The organism is Acidaminococcus sp., from assembly GCA_022482815.1.
Classification (GTDB): domain Bacteria; phylum Bacillota; class Negativicutes; order Acidaminococcales; family Acidaminococcaceae; genus Acidaminococcus.
Genome location: JAKVOM010000001.1, coordinates 383,220 through 403,443, shown reverse-complemented (window position 1 = coordinate 403,443; position 20,224 = coordinate 383,220). Strand labels below are relative to the sequence as shown.

General features: G+C 49.2%; 20 protein-coding genes. 11 read left to right on the top strand and 9 right to left on the bottom strand.

The window, feature by feature from the left end:
- Nucleotides 1-22: 22 nt before the first annotated feature.
- Nucleotides 23-229 (bottom strand): hypothetical protein, encoded by a 207-nt coding sequence (locus LKE33_01740; protein ID MCH3949648.1) that lies wholly within the window; start codon nucleotides 227-229, stop codon nucleotides 23-25.
- A gap of 117 nt (nucleotides 230-346) precedes the next feature.
- Here LKE33_01740 and LKE33_01735 point away from each other — a divergent pair, with 117 nt between their 5' ends.
- The 11 genes from LKE33_01735 to LKE33_01685 all read left to right on the top strand — a co-directional run bounded on the left by LKE33_01735 (nucleotide 347) and on the right by LKE33_01685 (nucleotide 11,533).
- Nucleotides 347-766 carry a MerR family transcriptional regulator gene (locus LKE33_01735; protein ID MCH3949647.1) on the top strand — a complete coding sequence of 140 codons (420 nt, stop codon included), beginning with the start codon at nucleotides 347-349 and terminating at the stop codon, nucleotides 764-766.
- 441 nt (nucleotides 767-1,207) lie between these two features.
- Nucleotides 1,208-2,059, top strand: coding sequence for a carboxymuconolactone decarboxylase family protein (locus LKE33_01730; GenBank protein ID MCH3949646.1), 852 nt, complete (start codon nucleotides 1,208-1,210; stop codon nucleotides 2,057-2,059).
- 12 nt (nucleotides 2,060-2,071) lie between these two features.
- Nucleotides 2,072-2,563 carry a cupin domain-containing protein gene (locus tag LKE33_01725; GenBank protein ID MCH3949645.1) on the top strand — a complete coding sequence of 164 codons (492 nt, stop codon included), beginning with the start codon at nucleotides 2,072-2,074 and terminating at the stop codon, nucleotides 2,561-2,563.
- A 112-nt stretch (nucleotides 2,564-2,675) separates the two neighbouring features.
- Entirely contained in the window at nucleotides 2,676-2,822 is a 147-nt protein-coding gene (locus LKE33_01720) for a hypothetical protein (protein MCH3949644.1), read from the top strand.
- 321 nt (nucleotides 2,823-3,143) lie between these two features.
- Entirely contained in the window at nucleotides 3,144-4,193 is a 1,050-nt protein-coding gene (locus LKE33_01715) for an alpha/beta fold hydrolase (protein ID MCH3949643.1), read from the top strand.
- A 16-nt stretch (nucleotides 4,194-4,209) separates the two neighbouring features.
- Entirely contained in the window at nucleotides 4,210-5,127 is a 918-nt protein-coding gene (locus tag LKE33_01710) for an AEC family transporter (GenBank protein ID MCH3949642.1), read from the top strand.
- 806 nt (nucleotides 5,128-5,933) lie between these two features.
- Nucleotides 5,934-7,001: an alpha/beta fold hydrolase gene (locus LKE33_01705; GenBank protein MCH3949641.1), complete on the top strand. Its 1,068-nt coding sequence runs from the start codon at nucleotides 5,934-5,936 to the stop codon at nucleotides 6,999-7,001.
- A gap of 25 nt (nucleotides 7,002-7,026) precedes the next feature.
- Nucleotides 7,027-7,650 carry a flavodoxin gene (locus tag LKE33_01700; protein MCH3949640.1) on the top strand — a complete coding sequence of 208 codons (624 nt, stop codon included), beginning with the start codon at nucleotides 7,027-7,029 and terminating at the stop codon, nucleotides 7,648-7,650.
- A gap of 160 nt (nucleotides 7,651-7,810) precedes the next feature.
- A complete protein-coding gene (locus LKE33_01695; GenBank protein ID MCH3949639.1) occupies nucleotides 7,811-8,977 on the top strand; it encodes an iron-containing alcohol dehydrogenase in 1,167 nt (388 codons plus the stop codon).
- Between the two features lie 21 nt (nucleotides 8,978-8,998).
- Complete coding sequence (locus LKE33_01690; GenBank protein ID MCH3949638.1) at nucleotides 8,999-10,726, top strand: carboxylesterase family protein; 1,728 nt, start codon at nucleotides 8,999-9,001, stop codon at nucleotides 10,724-10,726.
- 351 nt (nucleotides 10,727-11,077) lie between these two features.
- Nucleotides 11,078-11,533, top strand: coding sequence for a DUF523 domain-containing protein (locus tag LKE33_01685; GenBank protein MCH3949637.1), 456 nt, complete (start codon nucleotides 11,078-11,080; stop codon nucleotides 11,531-11,533).
- A 271-nt stretch (nucleotides 11,534-11,804) separates the two neighbouring features.
- On the opposite strand, the gene LKE33_01680 is transcribed toward LKE33_01685, so the two are convergent.
- The 8 genes from LKE33_01680 to LKE33_01645 form a co-directional block, all read right to left on the bottom strand.
- Nucleotides 11,805-12,605 (bottom strand): 4Fe-4S binding protein, encoded by an 801-nt coding sequence (locus LKE33_01680; protein MCH3949636.1) that lies wholly within the window; start codon nucleotides 12,603-12,605, stop codon nucleotides 11,805-11,807.
- Nucleotides 12,606-12,729: 124 nt separating this feature from the next.
- Complete coding sequence (locus LKE33_01675) at nucleotides 12,730-13,407, bottom strand: flavodoxin family protein (GenBank protein ID MCH3949635.1); 678 nt, start codon at nucleotides 13,405-13,407, stop codon at nucleotides 12,730-12,732.
- Nucleotides 13,408-13,418: 11 nt separating this feature from the next.
- Nucleotides 13,419-14,159, bottom strand: a complete 741-nt coding sequence (gene tatC / locus LKE33_01670; GenBank protein ID MCH3949634.1) for a twin-arginine translocase subunit TatC — start codon at nucleotides 14,157-14,159, stop codon at nucleotides 13,419-13,421.
- Nucleotides 14,156-14,356 carry a twin-arginine translocase TatA/TatE family subunit gene (locus tag LKE33_01665; GenBank protein ID MCH3949633.1) on the bottom strand — a complete coding sequence of 67 codons (201 nt, stop codon included), beginning with the start codon at nucleotides 14,354-14,356 and terminating at the stop codon, nucleotides 14,156-14,158. Before LKE33_01665 ends, tatC begins: the two co-directional genes overlap by 4 nt.
- A gap of 900 nt (nucleotides 14,357-15,256) precedes the next feature.
- Nucleotides 15,257-16,885: an IS1182 family transposase gene (locus tag LKE33_01660; GenBank protein MCH3949632.1), complete on the bottom strand. Its 1,629-nt coding sequence runs from the start codon at nucleotides 16,883-16,885 to the stop codon at nucleotides 15,257-15,259.
- 656 nt (nucleotides 16,886-17,541) lie between these two features.
- Complete coding sequence (locus tag LKE33_01655; protein ID MCH3949631.1) at nucleotides 17,542-18,579, bottom strand: IS3 family transposase; 1,038 nt, start codon at nucleotides 18,577-18,579, stop codon at nucleotides 17,542-17,544.
- Nucleotides 18,580-18,590: 11 nt separating this feature from the next.
- Entirely contained in the window at nucleotides 18,591-19,004 is a 414-nt protein-coding gene (locus LKE33_01650; protein ID MCH3949630.1) for a transposase, read from the bottom strand.
- Nucleotides 19,005-19,265: 261 nt separating this feature from the next.
- On the bottom strand, nucleotides 19,266-20,189 hold the full coding sequence (locus LKE33_01645) for a LysR family transcriptional regulator (protein MCH3949629.1): 924 nt from the start codon (nucleotides 20,187-20,189) through the stop codon (nucleotides 19,266-19,268).
- Between the last annotated feature and the right edge of the window lie 35 nt (nucleotides 20,190-20,224).

The window sequence follows — 20,224 nt, the reverse complement described above, 5'->3', positions numbered from 1 at the left end:
CCTCATCATTATTCACAGAACTTTATGATTTTGATTCGCTGCGTTTGTCTTTAGGGAAGGGAGGGAAGCTGCGCGCTTTATCTTCCGAACCCCCTTCGGATGACTTTACTTTACTTTCCGGTAGCAGCTCCCTGTCAATAGCTTTTTTAAAATTTTTTTGAAAAAATTTTTGAAAGTCTGAAATTCCGCATGCTGACTTGCTTTGAAAAGAATTTTTCAAGGATTTCACTTATCGATTTCTCTCAATTAGTTGCCCCTTTTTTAATGCTATGGGAAATTTGCGATTTAAAATTTTTTTGTTATAATGGCCGTAATTTAAGAATCCGTTATGAGGGGAGTGAGAACAATGACGGAAAAGGAACAGATACATGGCAAGCTTCATACGATGAAAGAAGCCTGTGAGGAGACGGGCCTGCCTTACGAGACACTGAAGTTTTACTGCAATAAGGGCCTTGTTCCCAATGTGAAACGGGACGCCATTAACCGCCGTGTTTTTGACGATAAAGATATCGGCTGGATCAAGAGCCTGGTCTGCCTCAAGAACTGTGATATGACGCTGACCGAGATGAAGGAATACCTCGATCTTTGTCTGCAGGGCCCTTCCAGCATTCCTCAGCGCAGAGTCATGCTGGATAAAAAGCGGGAACTTCTCGTCAAGAAGCTGGCTGATGTCCAGGGCGCCATCGATTATATCGACTGGAAACAGCAGTTTTATCGGGACGTGGAAGAGGGGAAGGTGGAATACGTAAGTAATTTGTTACCCTAAAGGGTCAAGTGGCTAGTGTTTAGTGATGTAGTGGTTAGTACTGCTGTGCGGGCAGTTCATTTGGCAGAAACTTGAGGCAGCTGGCAGCTAGCCGATAGCAGATAGCCTGGTCTGCGGCAGCATGGAATAAAATAATAAAAAACAGGAGCTTTGAAGAAGATAATAGTTCTTCAAAGCTCCTGTTTTATTTTAATTTCTATGGCAATTTTGGGACCTTCGGCAGAATGGGTCATCACCCATGGCGGACGGCGGTCGGAATGCGGTTGGCGTTTTTTTATTTCCGCCAAGTGCTTGCGGCATCTTGGCCTCCTACAGAGCAACCTGCGACCCGCGAACGGCGACCAGCGAAAATTTTCCTTGACAGGTAGTCGCTACCGGATGTTAGAGTGACTTTATCGAGATAAAGTCAAAGGCACTTAAGTCATGTGTTGAGGAGGCGGAATGATGAGAATTTCTAAGAAACTTGTGACGGGAGTGATTGTGATGAGTCTTGCTGTAATGGGTACCGGTTTTGCGGCGGCTCCCAGTATGGACGGCACTGGCCGGGCTGAAAGGGCTGAAACGACTTACCGGGAAATGATGGGCAATCAATCCCTCGGTATCGAAAAGACGGATCCGGAATTGGCGGATATGATGAAAAAATATATTTACGGAGATATTGCCCATCAGTCTGTGCTGTCCCGCAAGAATCAGCACCTCGCCACGATTGCTGTGCTGACGACGTTCCAAAACGAGGATCTTCTGGAAAAGAACGTGAAAGGGGCACTCCAGGATCATGTAACGCCGCTTGAAATCCGGGAAACTATTTATCATGTAGCTCCTTACGTGGGTTTTGCCCGTGTGCTGGAGGCTATTGATAAAGCAAATGACGTGTTTGAAGATGAAGGTATTTCTCTTCCGCTGCAAAAACAGGGCACAACGACTGACAGCGACCGCTTTGCTAAGGGACTTGCCTTTCAGGTGAATGCCTATGGCGACCGTATCAACAAGATGCGGGCAGCAACCCCGAGTGAGCAAAAACACCTGCAGGATGATTTGTCTGCGTTCTGCTTCGGGGATATTTATACTCGCGGCACCCTTGATATGAAGACCCGCGAAATGATTACTGTAGCAGCCCTGGGGGCACTTGGCACGGCGGAACCGCAGTTTAAGTCCCATGTACGCGGCTATATGGCCGCCGGCGCGTCCCGGGAAGAAGTCATCGGTACGATTACTGTCATGAATCCCTATATGGGTTTCCCGCGTACGCTGAACTGCCTGCGCATGGTCAACGAAATTTTCAATGGGAAGTAAGGAGATAAGCATATGATGCAGATATTTAAAAAAGCAGTTCCGTTTATGCTTGGCCTCGCTCTTTTGCAGAGCGGCCTGGCTTTTGCCAAGACGCCGCCGGCTCCGGAAACAGTGGCCGCCGCAATTGCCAAAGAACCCGGCGCCGCTTTTGATGTCGGTACGTATAATGCAAAGAATGTAAATCACTTTACCGGTGACAGCTACGTGGCCAATCTTACGAGTGAAGGCCCGAGAACGGCGGCCGTAACTTTTTATGATGGGGCCCATACGTACTGGCACAAACATCATGGCAGCTGCCAGATTCTTCTTGCCACGGCCGGTGAAGGCTGGTACCAGATCTGGGGACAGCCGGCTCATAAACTGCGCCCCGGCGAGCATGTAACGATTCCCGAAGGGGTCAAGCACTGGCATGGAGCGGCCCAGGGACACACGTTCCAGCATGTGGCTGTAATGGAAAATAAGCCGGGCGTGTCGACGGAGTGGCTGGAAGAAGTGAAACTTTAGTTTTACGTCACGGAATCAAGAATCGGTTATGTTTAAAGGCACCTGGCCAAATAGAGTCTTCGACTTGTCTCGGACGTCTATTTGGCCAGAGCTTTTTATAAGGACGTTTCTGTTGTCCTCTGAAGAATCCAACCGCATGGACTTTGTCGAACCGGTCTGCGACCACTTGACGTACGTTTTTTGTACGACTTCCTGGCCTCAGCCCGGTTCTTCGCGTCCCTGCGGCTGTCTTGCATCAGAGTCCATCAGAAACAAATAAGACCGCCTTTGGCGGCCACTTGGTAAGGCAGTTTTACTCGAATTCAGAAAATCGGTTTTGCATATTCAGAGCAAAATCGCTATTGTAATTTTGCTTCAGAAGGCCGACGGCGGGCAACGGAATGCGGTCGGCGTTTTTTATTTTCGCCAAGTGCCTTCGGCATCTTGGCTTCCTACAGAGCGACCGGCGACACGCGTTCAGCGACCTGCGGAATTTTTCTCAAAAATTCCTTGACAGGTAGTTACTACCGGATAATACGATACTTCCAAAAGGAGATACAAATTAATTTTATGGTTTTTAGTTATGGAGAAAGGAGTAATCATGATGACTTCAAAAAAGAAACCGTTGCTGATAGAAGAACAGGGCAGTTTTGCAGTAGGCGGTGCCACACTGAAACACCCCGGTACTTTTTCCGATACGCATTTTCTGGATCCGGAAGGGCAAATTGCCTATGGGGATCATGCCTATGTGTTTTACCAAAAACCGGTAGATGCCCGGAAATATCCTGTCATATTCCAGCACGGCGGTGCACAGTGCAAGCGGACATGGGAAACGACGCCGGACGGCCGGGAAGGTTTCCAGAATCTTTTCCTGCGCCGCGGTTTCAGTGTATATCTGGTGGATCAGCCCCGCATCGGGGAAGCTGGTCTTTCTCTCGAAGCGGCAGGCCCGTCTAATCCTTATGCTAAAAATCCGCTTTATGCCGATAAGACTATGTATATGCTGTGCCGCTGCGGTACTTTTGATGGGGACAAGCCCGTGCCTTTTCCTAATTCGGCCATGGCCGGCGACGCAGAAACGTACAATCAGTTCCAGCGTTCCTGGACACCTTATGAAGGAGAACTGAATGATGAAGTGAGTGCTAATGCGCTGGCAGCGCTTGCGGAAAAAATCGGTCCTTCCATCCTCGTGACCCATTCGATGGGCGGCAGCGTAGGCTGGAGAACACCTTTCCGCACCGATAACATCAAGGCTATCATTGCTTATGAACCGGGTGGGTCTCCCTTCGTTTTTCCGGAAGGAGAAGTGCCGGAACCGGTGCCGACGACCTATGCTCCTGTGAAGGCGCAGGCACAAGCCGTACCGATGAAAGAATTCCTGAAATTGACCCGGATTCCTATGATTCTGTATTACGGTGACAATATTGCCGAAGGCCCTTCTAAAGAAATCGGGCCGGACAAGTGGCGCAGTGAATTTGCTATGGCAAAGGCGTTTGTGGCGTGCGTCAATTGGCATGGCGGCAAAGCAGAAATTGTGCATTTGCCTGATATCGGAATTTACGGCAATACCCATTTCATTATGGGAGACAAGAACAATGTTCAGATCGCAGACATTGCCCAGGAATGGCTGAAGAAGCAGGGCCTCGCATAATCGCTTTGGAGGAAATATGCTTGTACTTCAACAAATGATCATTTTTGTCATTATCATGGTCGTCGGGGCCGTGGCGAGAAAGCATCAGATCCTGACGCCTGAGAACCAGCCGCAGATTACAAAGCTGGTACTTAATATTGCCTACCCTGCCATCATCCTTTCCGGCGTGACCGGGGATGGGCCTCATATGGAGGGTATGGAACTGGCCCGTGCCTTTGGTGTCATTGTAGCCATGCTGGCTATTTTGCTTATCTGTGCACGCATCCTGCCGAAAGTCATGGGATTCAAGAAGGCAGAACAGGGGATTGTCAATGTAATGTTTGTCTTTACCAACGTAGGATTCATGGGTGTACCTATGATTGACGGCATCTACGGCAAGGATGCACTGATTTATATGACGGTGCTGCTGATCCCGTTTAATCTGCTCTTTTTCTCTTATGTGATTCAGACGATTAAGGGCGGCGGGGAACGCACGCCGTTTCAGTGGAAAAGTCTTGTGAATCCTGGCATGATTTCGTGCTTTCTGGCCATCATTCTGTATCTGTCCAATCTGAAAGTACCTTATATCATCGCGGCAGCTGTCCGTATGATCGGCAGCATGACAGGACCGCTTGCCATGATGCTGCTTGGTTCCTTCCTGCTGGATTCGGACTGGAAGCAAATCATTAACCGGCGGATTGTGGTTTTTACGATTATTAAAATGCTGATCCTGCCGATTGCCGTGACACTGCTCTTAAAACAGTTCGTTGACAATACCTATCTCCTGGCAGTCTGCATGGCAGCTCTTGCAACGCCGTCCGGCAACGTCATTCCGCTTCTGGCAGCGCTCTATAACAAAGAAGGGTATCCTGTTTCGGTACAGGGCGTAGCCGTGACGACGGGGGCGGCGGTGGTGACGATGCCGGTTGTAGCACTGGTAACTGGACTGGGGTAAAGGATAAGGCAGTGAAAAGACAAAAAGCGCATTTAGCTTTTGGCATATAGCATTTAGCTGGAGTGGCTAGTGCGTGGTGGTTAGTACACTCGTGCGGGCAGATTATTGGCAAAGCTCCAGGCAGATAGCCGATAGCAGTTTGCAGATAGCGGAGCCTTCGGCAGAGAGGGTCATCACCCACCGCTTTCCGGAAGGCCCGATGACATCGGCCCTTCCTGCGGTCCTCCCTCTTCAATGTCGCGGAGCGACGTCGAAGAGGGTCCCTGTAAGAATGTTGCGTAGCTTTTTTATTTATTTGCCAAGGCGGAGCCTTGGCGACTATATCCGTGCCTTCTTCGAGCGCAGCGAGGAAGAAGGAGGGACCGCAGTGGGCGTCGATTGCCTTGCAATCGCGCACACGACCGCGGGGGATATTCAGTTAGATAACAAGTAAGGGTTAATTAAAAAGATTTAAAACAGCAGCACTCCTGAAGGTGGTCAAATCAAAGATTTGACTCAATTCAATGAGGACGACACGTGATCTTATCAATTCCTGCGTTACGACTGAATACCCACCACGGACGGAATGATTGCATCAATCATTCCTGTGGGCCTTCCCTCCTATTCGCGAAAACCACGCGAATAAGAGGGCTGAGGGCTGGTGCTTCAATTTTTCTCCCGGGGGCGACACGCGACCAGCGACCAGCGGGATTTTTTTCTAAAAAAATCCTTGACAGGTAGTTACTACCGGATATTAAGATGCAAGTAAGAAATGAGAGTTAGGGTGTTCTTTGGTGTATGAAAGATGAGAAATGGAGGATTGACCTATGAAGAAAATGATTTTGGCGGCGCTCTGCTTATCCATGCTGACGGCTTCAGCGGAGGCTTTTCACAAACCGGTAACGCTGGCTGACCAGGGGAGCTTCACAGCCGGCGGCACGGTGGTCACAGCCCCGGGTAAGCTGGATAATTCCAAGCCCCTTGATTCGGCCGGGCAGACACTTCACGGCGATCACGCTTACGTGTTCTACCAAAAACCGGCAAAAGCTAAAAAGCTGGGCATTGTTTTTCTGCATGGTGCCGGTCAGTCCGGCAAGACATGGGAAACGACGCCGGACGGCCGGGATGGTTTCCAAAACATTTTCCTCGAAAAAGGGTATGCGACCTACGTAGTTGATCAGCCGCGGAGAGGCCGTGCCGGTCAGTCCACGACGGGCGGAACCATTTCGAACAAACCGATGGAACAGCTCTGGTACGACAACTTCCGCATTGGTCTGTATCCGGACTACTACCCCGGTGTGCAGGTCAAATGGGATGAAAAGGCGAGAGATGAATTCTTCCATTCCATGACCCCGAATACGGGCGCGTTTGATGAAGGCGTCATCAGTGATGCCATGGCAGCTGTATTTGAAAAGAGCGGTGACGTCGTGCTCATGACCCATTCCCAGGGCGGCGGCCCGGGTTGGTGGACGGCCATCAAGAGTCCTCATGTCAAGGGTGTAATTGCTCTTGAACCGGGCAGCGGGTTCATTTTCCCGGAAGGGGAAGTGCCGGCACCGATGGATACGACGAGTCCCTTCGGAGCCCTCAAGGGTACAGCAGTCAAGCTTTCAGATTTTGAAAAACTGACCAAGATGCCGATTCTTGTGGTTTATGGAGACAATATCCCGACGGAAAAGACGGCGGAATGGAATCTCGATAACTGGCGCGTGCGCCTTGCCATGGCAAAGTTATGGGTAGAGGCTGTCAATCGCCACGGCGGGGACGCGACACTGCTCCATCTCCCGGAAGCGGGCGTCTATGGCAACACGCATTTCCTGATGAGTGACGCCAATAATGAACAGATTGCCGATATGATTGAAAAATGGATGCAGGAAAAGCACCTGGACAGATAACAGGTGACTGCAAAGGAGGCCTATGATGAAACAAGTGATAAAGAAGATGCTGAGTGCCGTCATGATGGTCACGCTGATCCTGACCGTGGTGGGCTGCGGCAATTCCAGTGCCCAGAAGGAAGCACCAAAAGCACAGCCTGCTGCCCAGAGTACTCAGAATAGTGACAGCAAAGGCGGCAAGACACTGGTAGTTTACTTCTCTGCTACCGGGAACACTGAACGAGTTGCGAATATTATCGCCAAGGCGACGAATGCCGATGTGTTCAAGATTGAACCGCAGCAGCCGTATACCAAGGAAGATCTGAACTATAACAACAAGGAAAGCCGGGTTGTCAAAGAGCACGCCAATCCGAAACTGCGTCCTGCGATTAAGGGCGACGTCAAAGACTGGGCTAAGTACGATACCGTTTATGTTGGTTTCCCGCACTGGTGGCGCCAGGCACCGCATGTCGTCTATACCTTTGTAGAAAACCACGACTTCAGCGGCAAGAAAGTGATTCCGTTCTGCACTTCCCTGCAGACTCCGCTGGGTGACAGCGGCAAGAACCTGGCCAAAGCTGCCAAGACCGGCAACTGGCTGGAAGGTGCCCGCTTTGAAAGCGGCGTCCTGGAACAGGAAGTCCTGAACTGGGTAAAGAACGTGAAATAAGGCTTGAAAGCTGATTATTATAATCGGCCGGAAATATACAAATGTAAGGGATAGATTGTCGGCAGAGAAAACCGGCTGTAGTCGATTCTCCCCGGACTTTCGCGAGCCCGTGAGAGTCCGGGATTTTTATGCCTTGAAAAGTTAAAGGAGGATAACAATCATGAGAGATTTTGTATTTGAAAATGCAACGAAAGTATACTTTGGTGAAAACAGTGTAAAGAATTATCTGCCCGGTCTGCTGCAGCAGTATGGTAAAAAAGTTATGCTGGCCTATGGCGGCGGCAGTGTAAAACGCAATGGTGTCTATGACGAACTGATGGGCTATTTGAAAGCCGCCGGCAAGGACGTTGTCGAATTTTCCGGTATTATGTCCAACCCGACCTATGCCAAGGTGCTGGAAGGCGCTAAGCTTGCCCGCGAAGAAAAGGTAGACTTGATCCTTGCCGTGGGCGGCGGCAGCGTTATGGACTGCTGCAAAGCAATCTCCTTGGCTGCTGTGTATGATGGGGACGTATGGGCTGATTTCTGGGCAAAGGCCGGCAAGATTGATTTTCCAACCCTCCCGCTCGGTATCATTCAAACCGTATCCGGTACGGGCAGCGAAACGAACGGCGGCAGCGTTATTACGAACGAAGCCCTGAAAATCAAGACCGGCCGTGATTATCCGCAGCTTAACGCACGTTTCGCCATTTTGAATCCGCGTTATACCGAATCCGTGCCGATGAAGCAGGAAATTTCCGGCGCTTTTGATTCCCTGTCCCATATGATGGAAATCTATTTCAGCAAACCCGATGATGACAACGTCTCCGACGTCATGAACGAAGCCCTGATGAAGAGTGTCGTGGCCAACATCCGCAAGATTATTGCCGATCCGAAGGACTACAACACCCGCAGCAATCTGGTATGGCTGTCCACGATGGCTGAAAACCGCATCCTGAAGCTCGGTAAGGATACGGACTTCCAGTGCCACATTTTTGAACATGCCCTGGGCGCTTATACGAGCTGCAACCATGGCGCCGGACTTGCGGTGCTGCATCCTGTATATTACCGTTACATCTACAAGGACGGCGCTGAAAAGTTCGCTCGCTTCGCTGTCAAGGTATTTGATATTCCTGCAGAAGGCAAGGATACAGAAACCCTGGCCAAAGAAGGCGTGGAAGCGCTGGCTGCTTTCATCAAGGAAATCGGTATGCCGACGAGCCTGCGTGAGCTGGGTACGGATAAGGCTCTCCTGAAGCCGATTGCGGAAAGCTGTGTAGCTTCTCCCGGCAGCTACAGAAAGCTCAGCAAGGAAGAAATGCTGCAGATTTTTGAGGAAGCTTACTAATTGTGAAAGGATGACGGCGATATGAAACAGAAAAAACTGGCCGCATGGGTGCTGGCCGCCCTGCTTGCCGTTCCTTCCTTTGCGCTTGCCGCACCGAAGCAAAGCGGTGCCGATATGCAGAAAGCCGCCGCGGCCCAGAAGCAGATGCTCCAGCAGGGGCAGCGGTTCCTGGCAGGCCCCGGCATCGCGGTCGCAAAGACCCAGTCCGGTCAGGTTCAGGGATTTATCCGTGACGGGATTTACCATTACTACGGAATTCCGTACGCCGAAGCTGATAAACGGTTCCAGCGTGCCAAACCGGTAAAATCATGGCAGGGCATCCGGATGGCCGTCAAGTATGGCACCATTTCACCGCAGGCATCGGGTAATTTCCCGAACGGAGACTGGGGTGAACCGGGCCGTTCTTTTACAATGGACAATAATTGCCAGAACCTCAACATCTGGACACCGGGTCTTGGAAGCGGGGCAAAACGCCCCGTTATGGTCTGGCTGCACGGCGGCGGGTTTGAAGCCGGCTCCTCCCTGGAATCTCCGGCCTATGACGGAGAGAACCTGAGTCGCCGCGGTGATGTGGTCGTAGTTTCTGTCAATCACCGGCTGAACCTCCTGGGACACCTCAATCTGGAAGCCTATGGAGACGAATACAAGGATTCTGCTAACGTGGGCATTACGGACCTTGTGGATGCGCTCAAATGGGTCAAAGACAATATCGCTTCTTTTGGCGGCGATCCCGATAACGTGACGATTTTTGGGGAGTCCGGCGGCGGTGCCAAAGTGCTGACGCTCATGTCCGCACCGGAAGCAAAGGGACTCTTTAACCGCGGTATCGTGGAAAGTGGTGCCGTGGAGACGATGGGTCCGTATGTGATGACGAAGGCGCAGAGCGAGCGCGTCACGGAACTGATGTTGCAGAACCTTGGCATTACGAAGTCCAACCTCGATAAACTCCAGACACTGCCTTATGAAACCCTGATGGCAGCAGGCAATAAAGCGCTGAAACAGGCCGGTGCCGAATTCAAGGTGCCGCAGGCACTGGGTACCGGCTACGGCATGAGTTGGGAACCGGTGGTCGATGGTTCCTTCCTGCCGACGCATCCTGTGACGGAAGATTCCTTTGCTGCAGCGGGACGCGATGTGCCGCTTCTTATCGGAACCAACCTCACGGAATGGACGGGCTTCCAGGATATCGTTAATTTGGAAAAGGCTCAGTATGATAATGAAAATACCTGGACTGATGCCGAAATTGACGCCAAACTGAAGGAAAAATATGGGGACAAAGCGGACGCTGTTGTCAGTGAATTCCTCAAGGCATACCCTGATAAGCAAAAGAAAGATGCCTTGTACATCGATACCATGATTCGCCAGCCGATTCTCAAAATTATGCGCCACAAAGCAGCACAGGGCGGAGCTCCGGTGTATGCCTATCTCTTTTCATGGGCTTCACCGGTCATGAATGGCGTCTATAAGTCCTACCATACGGCGGAAATTCCTTTTGTTTTCCATAATATTGACAAGATGGAAAGCCGTATCGGCGGCAGCAAGGAAGCAGAGACCCTGTCTGACCGTATGAGTGACGCCTGGATCAGCTTTGCCAGAACCGGTGTGCCGGCAGTACAAGGTGCTCCGAAATGGACATCGTACGGAAAAGACGGTGGGGCTACGATGATCTTTGACAATAAGATTCGCCTCGTCAAGGACCATGACGCCAAACTGCTCCAGCTGCTCGACCCAGAGTATAAGTACTTTTGAGATTTTGCAGAGACCTTCTTCCACTTCACTTTGTGAAGTCGGAGGAAGGGGGACCGCTTGCGGTGGATGGTAGCCTTTAGTTTCCTATGCGACGGCATGATAAGGTATTCGAACTAAATAAAAAATAAAACCTAAAATTCAGCATCTAGTCCGGATTTTAGGTTTTATTTTTATAATTTCAAAGAAAAATGCCTTGGCGATTTTTCTTACACAGGCGGAGTGCGGGCTGCGGACGGCGGAAAGCGACAGAAGACTGTGATTAAGCCCTTCCGATTCTTTTGAACCGGAAGGGCTTGTTTCGTGGTAAAATTTTAATACACATGATTGTCACACATTTTGGAGGAAAATGCCATGAAATTTATGATCATTGCGTGCCTCTTGGGGGAGAACTGCAAATATGACGGCGGCAATAATCGGAACGCAAAAGTAAGAGCTCTGTCTGACACAATGGAAAACGAGATTATTCCCATCTGTCCGGAAGTGATGGGTGGTCTTGCCACGCCCCGTCCGCCGGCGGAAGTCGGTTCGGACGGCAAGGTACGGACAAAGGCGGGAAAGGACGTGACGCAGGAATACGAAAAAGGAGCAGCAATCGCACTGGCACTTGCTCAGAAGGAGCAGCCTGACCTGATTATCCTGCAGTCCCGCAGTCCGAGCTGCGGCGTCGGGATGCGTTATGATGGCACGTTCACGCGGACCAAAGTGCCAAAGTCAGGCGTGACGGCGGAGCTGCTGATTTCGCACGGTTTCAAGGTCGTCGACATAGCTGATCTGGATATATCAGCATTTCCTCATAAAGCCTTGTAGGCAGATAGCCGTTAGTAGATTGCCGATAGCGAAAAAATAAAAAGGCGCATTTGGCATATAGCATTTAGCCATGGATTGGTACTATCTTCCGCCACTTCGTGGCCTCCTCCTTCCGACTGCGTGGAAGGAGGTCCCAAAGGAATACCAAACCTGACGGTTTGGTTTAATGAATGGCAATTTTGTTTCCACGGGCGACCTGCGGCCAGCGACCTGCGACCCGCGAAAAATGGGATGCGGAACAATGTAGAATCATTGTTTCACATCCCATTTTTTATTTTCTTCCGTAATGAATCGCTCCGAAGTGGCATATGCTCTTGCACTTGCCGCAGCTGATGCACTCACGGTCGCCGACTTTTTTGATATCCATAGGGCAGACTTTTTCGCAAGCGTGGCAGTTGATGCACTTCGTCTTGTCTACTTTGATGGAAAAGAGAGACGTCTTGTTAAAGAATCCATAAAACGCACCGAGCGGACAGATAAAGCGGCAGAAGGGGCGGAAGATAAAGAGGGAAGCGATGATAATAGCAATTAAGAAGAGAAAAGCTGGTTCCGCAAAGAGGTTCATTCCGGGTTCCTGCCCTTTGATCAGCGCATAAAGGGTCTGATCGAAATAAAGGTTCGGGCAGACGTAGCGGCAGAAGGCCAGCACTGTCCGGTTTTCGGCAATGGCCATATAAGCCGGAATGGCACAGACGACGCCAAAAAGGAAGAAATACTTCACATAACTGAGACCTCTTGTGACCTTGTTTTTGTGAATTTTGGGCAGAGGTACTTTGTCGAGCAGGTCCTGGAACAGGCCAAACGGGCAGAGCCAGCCGCAGATGACGCGTCCCAGCGCAATCGTAAAGAGCAGGAACCAGGCAATCGAGCTGATGGGCAGCCTGCGCCAGCGTCCGGCGAATATGCCCTGAAGATAGTTCAGCGGGCAGCCGGCTACGGAAGCCGGGCAGAACTGGCAGTTGAGCCCGGGCACGCAGAAACGGCTCGGCATGTAGCGCCGCGGCAGATCACTGATGAGCCCCGCATTATATAAAATTGTAGAAACAACCTGAGCAATCCGTCGTTTAATCATAGCCGGTCCCTCCCTTGTATGGTTTTGTTTCCTACACAATACTATTTTATCATGGTTACCTTAACAAAATTAAATGAAATGATAATGAATGGGAAAAGGCAGATAATGTAACGGCAGCAGCCTTTTACAGCGAAGCACCAATCTTGTAGGCTTCATCCCCGAATTTCGATTTTTCTACGAGGGAACGTGAACCGCAGCCGTAGCCCAGTACCGTTCCCATATCCTGCCATTCCATATAGCCGACCAGCGTATCATAGTAGGTGGAAAGGGCGTTGAAGGTCCAATCGGCGCTGTTATAGGCCGTAGCAATCAGCATGGACTTTTTATGATGCAGTCTTTCTGTGCGGGAATAGAAGCGGTCGATGATGGTCTTGAGCTGAGCGGACACGGTGTAGTAATAGAGCGGTGTCACGAGCACCAGCATATCCGCTTCCAGCATTTTGGGCATCAGTGTTTTTTCGATATCATCGTTAAAAATGCAGGGACCATCCATTCCGCAGCGGTCACAGCCGCGGCAGGGGTGGGTCTCGGAATTGGCTGCATCGAAGGTAAAGACCTCATGACCAGCCTTTTGGGCGCCGGCCGTGAAGCGGTCGGCCAGATAGCACGAAGTCGATTCATTTTTTGGGTGAGGACTGCTCGTAATGACGACGATTTTCATTTTCTTACCTCCTGAAGACGAAGCGGGCGTACCCGGTTTGGATGAAGTCTGACTGCCTGCGGCAGAGAAAGGATGACAGCCGCTGAAGAAAAGCGCCATCATACCGGTGCCGGCAAGCTTGATAAATTCACGGCGATCCATGATAAACCTCCTCATGATTTCTTTAGGGCTGCAGGAACTGCCTGCGCACGTTCAATGCGTTCCGCTACGCAGAGGGCGCCTTCATAGAGCAGCCAGGTCGGAATGGCAAGCATGAGCTGGCTGAAGACATCGGGCGGTGTCAGGATGGCGGCGAGAATCAGAATGACCGTCATGACATATGGTCTCAGATGACGCAGCTGCTCCGTAGTGATAAAACCAATAGACACTGCAAACAGTACGCACAGCGGCGTCTGGAACATGACACCGAAAGCCAGCATCAGCCAGCCCGCGAGGGTCAGAAAATTGGTAATCCCCAGCATGGGCTGAACTTGGGCGGAAGCAAAGGTAAAGGAAAACTGCATGACGAGCGGCAGGATGCAGATAGCGCTGAAAGCAGCACCACCGGCAAAGAGCAGTGAGGAAGTGAGTACTCCTCCTGCCAGGATGCGGCGCTCATTGGCATACAGTGCAGGCATCAGAAATTTCCAGCCCTGCCACAGCATCCAGGGAAAACTCAGCATCAGATCAAGAATCAGCGCTGTTTCCAGCTTGATCCGGAACATATCCATGGGACCGAAATAGTGCAGCATCTGCGTACCGGAACCGAAGGCATGGTGAATCAGGGCCGATATGAGATGCGGCGTCAGCAAGTAGGCGGCAGGATAAAGCACCAGAAGCGCCGCAAAGCAGGATAAGAGCGTGCGGCGGAGGGCTTCCAGATGATCAAGGAATGATCCTTCAGACCCGTTCATTTTTTTGCCGTTTCCTGCGTTGTATCCGTCACAGCGTCCATGATTTCCTGCTTGGTTTCAGACGCTTCCGCCTTTGCCTTGTTGAATTCATATTGGGCACGTCCCAGGGAGCGTGCCAGTTCGGGAATCCGTTTTGCACCGAAGACAATCGTCACAAACAGCACAATGAGCATCATTTCAGTAAAACCAACGGACATAATAATTCCTCCTTTTGCACGAATTATGAGTGTTTTCGTAAAATTATTTCTGTAAATCTTTTCTTTGTAATCATCATAAAATTGTCCGGGCATTCCCGCAAATACTTGTTTTCAATCAGCAATTATGCTTTTAAAGCATGAAAAAAGACTGCCGCTTTTTTGCGACAGCCTTTTTTATTTCATTCAGGCAATGCGGAGCATTGGCGACTATATCCGTGCCTTCTTCGAGCGCAGCGAGGAAGAAAGGGGGAACGGAACTGAGCGCCAACGATCCACAAGCGTAGCGAAGTGGGAGTGAGGGGAGCCACTGACTCATTCAACATCCCATCTTCACTCATCTATGCCGTTCTCTCGTTGTCGACAAGGACTGGGCTTACGCCCGGTAAACCGGCGCCTTGTCTCCTAGAGAGAACGGACATATCTGCGTGAATCTGGAGATATTTCATTGAGCGAGCGGCTCCCCACGCCGCGAAGTTTCTCAGAAGCAGCGACGAGAAGGAGCTGCGTGAGCTTCCTATTCGGCCGAAGGCCGCGGTTTTATATATTATCGGGCGTCGATTGCTCCGTAATCGCGCACACGACCGCGGTGGATATTCAGTTAGATAACAGGTAAGGGTGAATTAAAAAGGCTTAAAACAGCAGCACTCCTGAAGGTGGTCAAATCAAAGATTTGACTCAATTGAATGAGGACGATCCGAGATCTTACCAATTCCTGCGTTCCGACTGAATACCCACCACGGACGGGGCTGTCGCAAGTGACCGATTTTTAATCCCTGAAATAACTTGCTAAAGACCCCAAATTGCCTTACTTTTTAGTTGAATATGTTTTGAGATGAAAAAAGGGCGCACGAAATTAAGCAACTCTAAGTTGCTTTTTTTCGTGCGCTCTTTTTGTATCTTTTAGGCCTCTTTTTTCAGCGGATATAAGTGCAAATCCTCTTTGCCGTCTTGAACTTTGTGATGGACCTTCAGGACATTCCGTGCCATGGCACATATTCCCACTGTTACCAGGGCATTTCCTTTGCCTCGGGTTTCTAGTCTTCTGACGTTTAATGAATCCTTGAGATCCGCAAAGGCTCCTTCTGCCTGTATACTGCGGTTCATCCTCAGTTCCTTACCATATTCGGAAGTAATGTTCTTCAGGGATTCTGCCCTCAATGCAGCAAAATTCTTCGAGACCACTAATTTCTTGTTTCTTTTCTCCATGGGTGTCCTGCAATTGTTCCCATGGATGCACTGTTCCTTGTAGGGACAACCGCTGCAGTCCTTACATTCGTAATATGTTTTCTCTGACACATATCCTGACCGGTTCTTTACCTGGGTTACTTTACTGACTTTCAGCAGTCTCCTACCTTTACAGATATACATGTCTTGATCAGGCAAATATGTCATGTTTTCTGCTTTGCCGATGTCGTTCTTATACTTTTTCCTCTTGCTTCTTTCATAATTGTTAGGCTTGATATATGAAGTATACTGATTCTTCTTCAGCCAGACCAAGTTCTCTTCGCTTTCATAGCCTGCATCGGCTACAATGTTTGCAAATTTCTGACCGAAGTGGGCTTCAAATCCTTCAAGAAAAGGAATGAGTGTCCGCATATCTGTTGGATGTGCACTCACATCTGCAAACAAGGTAAAACCGGAATTGTTGGCATATTGGACATTGTATCCCGGCTTTAAGGCGCCATTAAGCATGGCGTCTTCTTTCATCCTCATAAAGGTAGCATCCGGGTCTGTTTTGGCAAAGCTGTTCCGTTCCCCACAGATGTGAAGCTGCTTCGTATACACCTTAAGCCGTTTGAGATAGTTAGCTAAAATCTCATAGTACTTCTGTAGAATGGTCTTTCTTTTCCCACATCCGTGAACAAACTCGATCCCTTCAGCCCGCTTTATGACAAGCAGTTTTTTTAGGAGCTTCTTTAAATGACGGATGTGGAAAGTGTTTCCGTAACAGACCTTGATTCCGAAACGTTCCTCGATTTCGGGAACCAGTTGCTCCAGTTTCTCTATGAGTTTGTTCTGGCTGCCTAAGACTCTGTTTTTCCAAACAAATTTGTATTTGTTTGCCACAGATTCAATTTTTGTCCCATCGATGAACAGGCTATCCAGCGTGATGAAACCGCGAGCCAGCAGCCATTTATCCATCTGAATCATGAGCTCCTTGATACATGGTTTTAGATGGAGGGAACAAAATCTTGCAATGGTTGCATTATCCGGAGCTTTTTTCCCATCTAAGAGGAACATGAAATGAGTGTCTCTTTTACAGGATTGCTCTATCTTACGCGAACCACGAATTCCTTCCATACATGCATAAATGACGATCTCCAGCAGCTGAATTGGTGACGTTAATTTATTCTCGACATGAGAATACGTGTCATACAATGCCTTTACATCCATCCCTTCTACCATGGCACGCACCAAGCGAACAGGATCGTCATTAGGGATTTGTACTTCAAAATTTAGAGGAAGAAAAAGTTGATAAGAACTGCCAATTTTTGTATAATCCTTTTGTGTAGGTTTGTTTTTTGGCATATTTAAATTCTACACCAAGGCGCGGTCTCATTCAATGAGGCCGCGCCTTGCTTTTACCTTGTTTTTGATACAAAAGGGGCCGTCGCAAAATGCGACAGCCCCCTGTGGTCCCTCCCTCTTAGTCGCGAAAAGCACGCGACCAAGAGGGCAATGTAGCTGCTGGAATATCCATTAGTACTTTTACATCCAGAGAAAAACTAAAAATATACTGAAAAAATAATAAGATGGTCATCATCCCCCGCAAGCGGGCCCCCTTCTTCAATGTCGCACAGCGACGTCGAAGAAGGTCCCTAAAAAATACCGCAGCTGTTTTTATTATTTGCTTTGGCAAACCGACGTCAGGAGGTTTGGCTACGCGAAATCTTCTTTCACGCCGCCTTAATTAAGCCAAAACGTCAGGCTTGGAATTCCTCTACAACCTCCGTCCGTTCGGAAGGAGGGGGCCCGCTTTGCGGGGGAGGAAAGTAAGTTGAGGGAAACTACTTGCAGTGGAGGGATAGCTTTTTCTTTCGCCGCCTTCGGGCGGCCACAGCGTCACAGCTTTCTTTTTGCGCGAAGCGCCACAGCTTGCTCCATGAGAATCAGCCAATGAATTGTCCCCCGTGTCAAGGACAGCGCAGTACTAATTCCACTAGATTGTACACAAACATGCTTTTTTAAAAGGTGGCTGTTTTTTGTTTCTCCTTTTTGGTGGCTACCAATTCTTCTGGTGATCTAAGTATCTTTGGCACAGCCGGTGGATTTGGAATCGCGAGCGGATATTTACCGGTCGTGACGAACTGGTAGTATTCAGATGGAGCTAATTTTGCTAAATTCCATTGGTATCTCCTGTTGTTGTAATAATCCATGTAATCGTCTATGGCAGCTTTGAGTTCCTCAAAAGTGTGGCAGACAGTGAGATCTACTTCATCTTTCATATGCCCGAAAAAACTCTCCTGCGGTGCATTGTCCCAGCAGTTAGCTCTTCTGGACATCGACCTGCGCAGCCCTATGTCTTCCAATAAATCAATGTATTTAATGGCAATGTACTGAGATCCCTGGTCGCTGTGAAGAATGGTTTCCTTGTGGAGAGTACCTCCATAATCCCGGATCAGGTAATCAATCATCTCCAGAACCGTATCTACTTCCATCCCTCTGCCGACGCTGTGGGCCAGAATTTCATTTGTGTAAGCATCTTTCACTGTGGAAAGATAGGCCTTGTTCTGTTCATATCTTCCATAGAAAAGGTAAGTAATATCGGTTAAAAGAACCATTCGAGGGCCGAATTCCTTGAATCGTCGTTCCAATTCATTGTCCGCGTAATTGCCTGTTTTGAGTGCTTTCATCGCTCTGCGGTGAGGATTGGCTTTGCGGATGGAACATCTAAGACCGAACTTGTTCATCAGCCTGTGAATCTTTTTGAGGTTCATAATCAATGGAGGATCCCAGTGAATCATCACCATGTGAATTTCCTTGGCGCCCACACCTTTTCTTCGGGTCTCATGAGCGCCCTGGAAATAAGCTTTAACAATCTGTGCAAAATCGGCTTTATCACGTGTTTCCCGTTCAGCCCTCACAGGAGCGGCTTTGAGCCACGCATAGTATCCTGAACGGGAAACACCGGCTACTCTGCATAATTCTGAGACAGACATATCTATCTTATGCTGCTGTAGAGTAGCTTCAATGAGTTCATATTGGAATAAAGGAAATCCCATAAGAAAAGCTCTCACTTTCTTTTTCTGGCAAGTGACAGACTTTTTTTTATGAACTCAATCTCTGCTCGAAGAAAAGCAACTTCCTGTTTCAGACGAGCAATTTCGTCTGAGGAAGATCCAGCGGGCAATTTCAAAGAGGATGTCTCTTTATTGAGATTATGAGGCCCTTCATGAAGATTTCCGGTAGTTGTCAGCTGAGAGATTGTATTTTTCCTAATGCTGTTAATGCGGCCATTCCCAAGGATGGCAGGATCATATCCGAGCTCGCGGACGGCCTCGACAGCGGATCTCCCGGAATTGTACAGCTGCATGAAAGCCTTCTTGAATGCAGCAGTGAAGAAGATTTGTCTGCTGTTAACTTGGAAAGTATAAGGATTTTTCCTTAGCAGTTCGATTTCCTCTTCGGTGAAGTACTTACGTTTCATTGGACAGGTCTCCTTTCATGACAATACTATCAAATTAGTCAATGAAAATTCCATAAAAAGTTATTGAACTGTCCAAAAAGGAGGGTTTCCAGTAAAACAGTTGTCTAAAATCCGGGGTTTTCTAGTTTTGCCCTGTCCACACTTCGGGGTACATTTTACAAGGCAGATGCCCGCACGGGTGTACTATCCACTTTCCACTAGCCACTAACCACTCCTTCGAAAACACGGCCAAAAGCCAAATGCCATATGCCAAAAGCTCTTTTAAAAGTAATTCTTACAAAACTCCAAAAACTCCTGTGCCGCCGGGCTCAGCGTCTTGGTGCGGCGGTAAAAGAGATTGACGTCACGCTGGGCCAGCGCATCATCGATTTTAAAAAAGAGCAGGTGAGGAGACTGTTCAAAAATCTGCATCATATCCTGACGGATAAAGGCAATGCCTGTCCCTGTATTGGCAGCCAGAAAAGCAGACTGCATCTGATCCATGTAGATAATCCGGGATGGATGTGCTCCCGCTTTGCGGAGCATCTTGTGAGCCCGGGAGTAGAGATCATTGCCCTTGGAAAGCAGGATGAAAGGCTCATGGTTGAAGGCGGCAAGGCTGATGCTCTGAGCGTTGGCGTAGTCGTCACCGTCCGCGGTTACGGGTAAGGCTTTCTCCGCAATTGCGTCATCTGCTGCCATTGATTTGGGGACAGCCAGTACGATATTCTCCTTTTTCATAAATTCGTGCTTGAATTCTTTTCCGTAGCCGTGGTCAACACTGAGCAGAAAATCCGCGTTTCCTTCATGGAGCAGTGTTACCAGTTCGACCGCACTGCCCTCGAGCACCTGGATTTTGCATTGATTAAGAGCTTCTTTTTGAAACTGCTGAACCAGGGCTGGCAGCACGTTGGAACAAAAGAAAGCAGAACTGCCGATGGTCAGTGTATTGCTGAAGTCCCGCAGACTGTGACGCAGGGCGCGTTCAATCTTTTCGATTTTCAGCGCCGCTTCGATATATTTCATACCGGCTTCTGTCGGCACAATCGGTTTGACGCTCCGGTTAAAGAAAGTAACGCCGTAGGCCTGCTCCTCTTTTTTTACAATAGCACTCAGGGCGGGCTGAGTGATAAAGAGTTCCGCTGCTGCCTTTGAAAAGCTTTTCTTCTGATATATTTTAAGAATATACTCCATGGCTCTCTGCATTGTCATTCTCCATTCTGAACTTATGTAAAAATGTC

Coding starts and splice junctions, on each gene's coding strand:
- LKE33_01735 (MCH3949647.1), top strand. CDS start 347: ATGACGGAAAAGGAACAGATACATGGCAAGCTTCATACGATGAAAGAA.
- LKE33_01730 (MCH3949646.1), top strand. CDS start 1,208: ATGATGAGAATTTCTAAGAAACTTGTGACGGGAGTGATTGTGATGAGT.
- LKE33_01725 (MCH3949645.1), top strand. CDS start 2,072: ATGATGCAGATATTTAAAAAAGCAGTTCCGTTTATGCTTGGCCTCGCT.
- LKE33_01715 (MCH3949643.1), top strand. CDS start 3,144: ATGATGACTTCAAAAAAGAAACCGTTGCTGATAGAAGAACAGGGCAGT.
- LKE33_01710 (MCH3949642.1), top strand. CDS start 4,210: ATGCTTGTACTTCAACAAATGATCATTTTTGTCATTATCATGGTCGTC.
- LKE33_01705 (MCH3949641.1), top strand. CDS start 5,934: ATGAAGAAAATGATTTTGGCGGCGCTCTGCTTATCCATGCTGACGGCT.
- LKE33_01700 (MCH3949640.1), top strand. CDS start 7,027: ATGAAACAAGTGATAAAGAAGATGCTGAGTGCCGTCATGATGGTCACG.
- LKE33_01695 (MCH3949639.1), top strand. CDS start 7,811: ATGAGAGATTTTGTATTTGAAAATGCAACGAAAGTATACTTTGGTGAA.
- LKE33_01690 (MCH3949638.1), top strand. CDS start 8,999: ATGAAACAGAAAAAACTGGCCGCATGGGTGCTGGCCGCCCTGCTTGCC.
- LKE33_01685 (MCH3949637.1), top strand. CDS start 11,078: ATGAAATTTATGATCATTGCGTGCCTCTTGGGGGAGAACTGCAAATAT.
- LKE33_01680 (MCH3949636.1), bottom strand. CDS start 12,605: ATGATTAAACGACGGATTGCTCAGGTTGTTTCTACAATTTTATATAAT.
- LKE33_01675 (MCH3949635.1), bottom strand. CDS start 13,407: ATGGATCGCCGTGAATTTATCAAGCTTGCCGGCACCGGTATGATGGCG.
- tatC (MCH3949634.1), bottom strand. CDS start 14,159: ATGAACGGGTCTGAAGGATCATTCCTTGATCATCTGGAAGCCCTCCGC.
- LKE33_01665 (MCH3949633.1), bottom strand. CDS start 14,356: ATGTCCGTTGGTTTTACTGAAATGATGCTCATTGTGCTGTTTGTGACG.
- LKE33_01660 (MCH3949632.1), bottom strand. CDS start 16,885: ATGCCAAAAAACAAACCTACACAAAAGGATTATACAAAAATTGGCAGT.
- LKE33_01655 (MCH3949631.1), bottom strand. CDS start 18,579: ATGGGATTTCCTTTATTCCAATATGAACTCATTGAAGCTACTCTACAG.
- LKE33_01650 (MCH3949630.1), bottom strand. CDS start 19,004: ATGAAACGTAAGTACTTCACCGAAGAGGAAATCGAACTGCTAAGGAAA.
- LKE33_01645 (MCH3949629.1), bottom strand. CDS start 20,189: ATGCAGAGAGCCATGGAGTATATTCTTAAAATATATCAGAAGAAAAGC.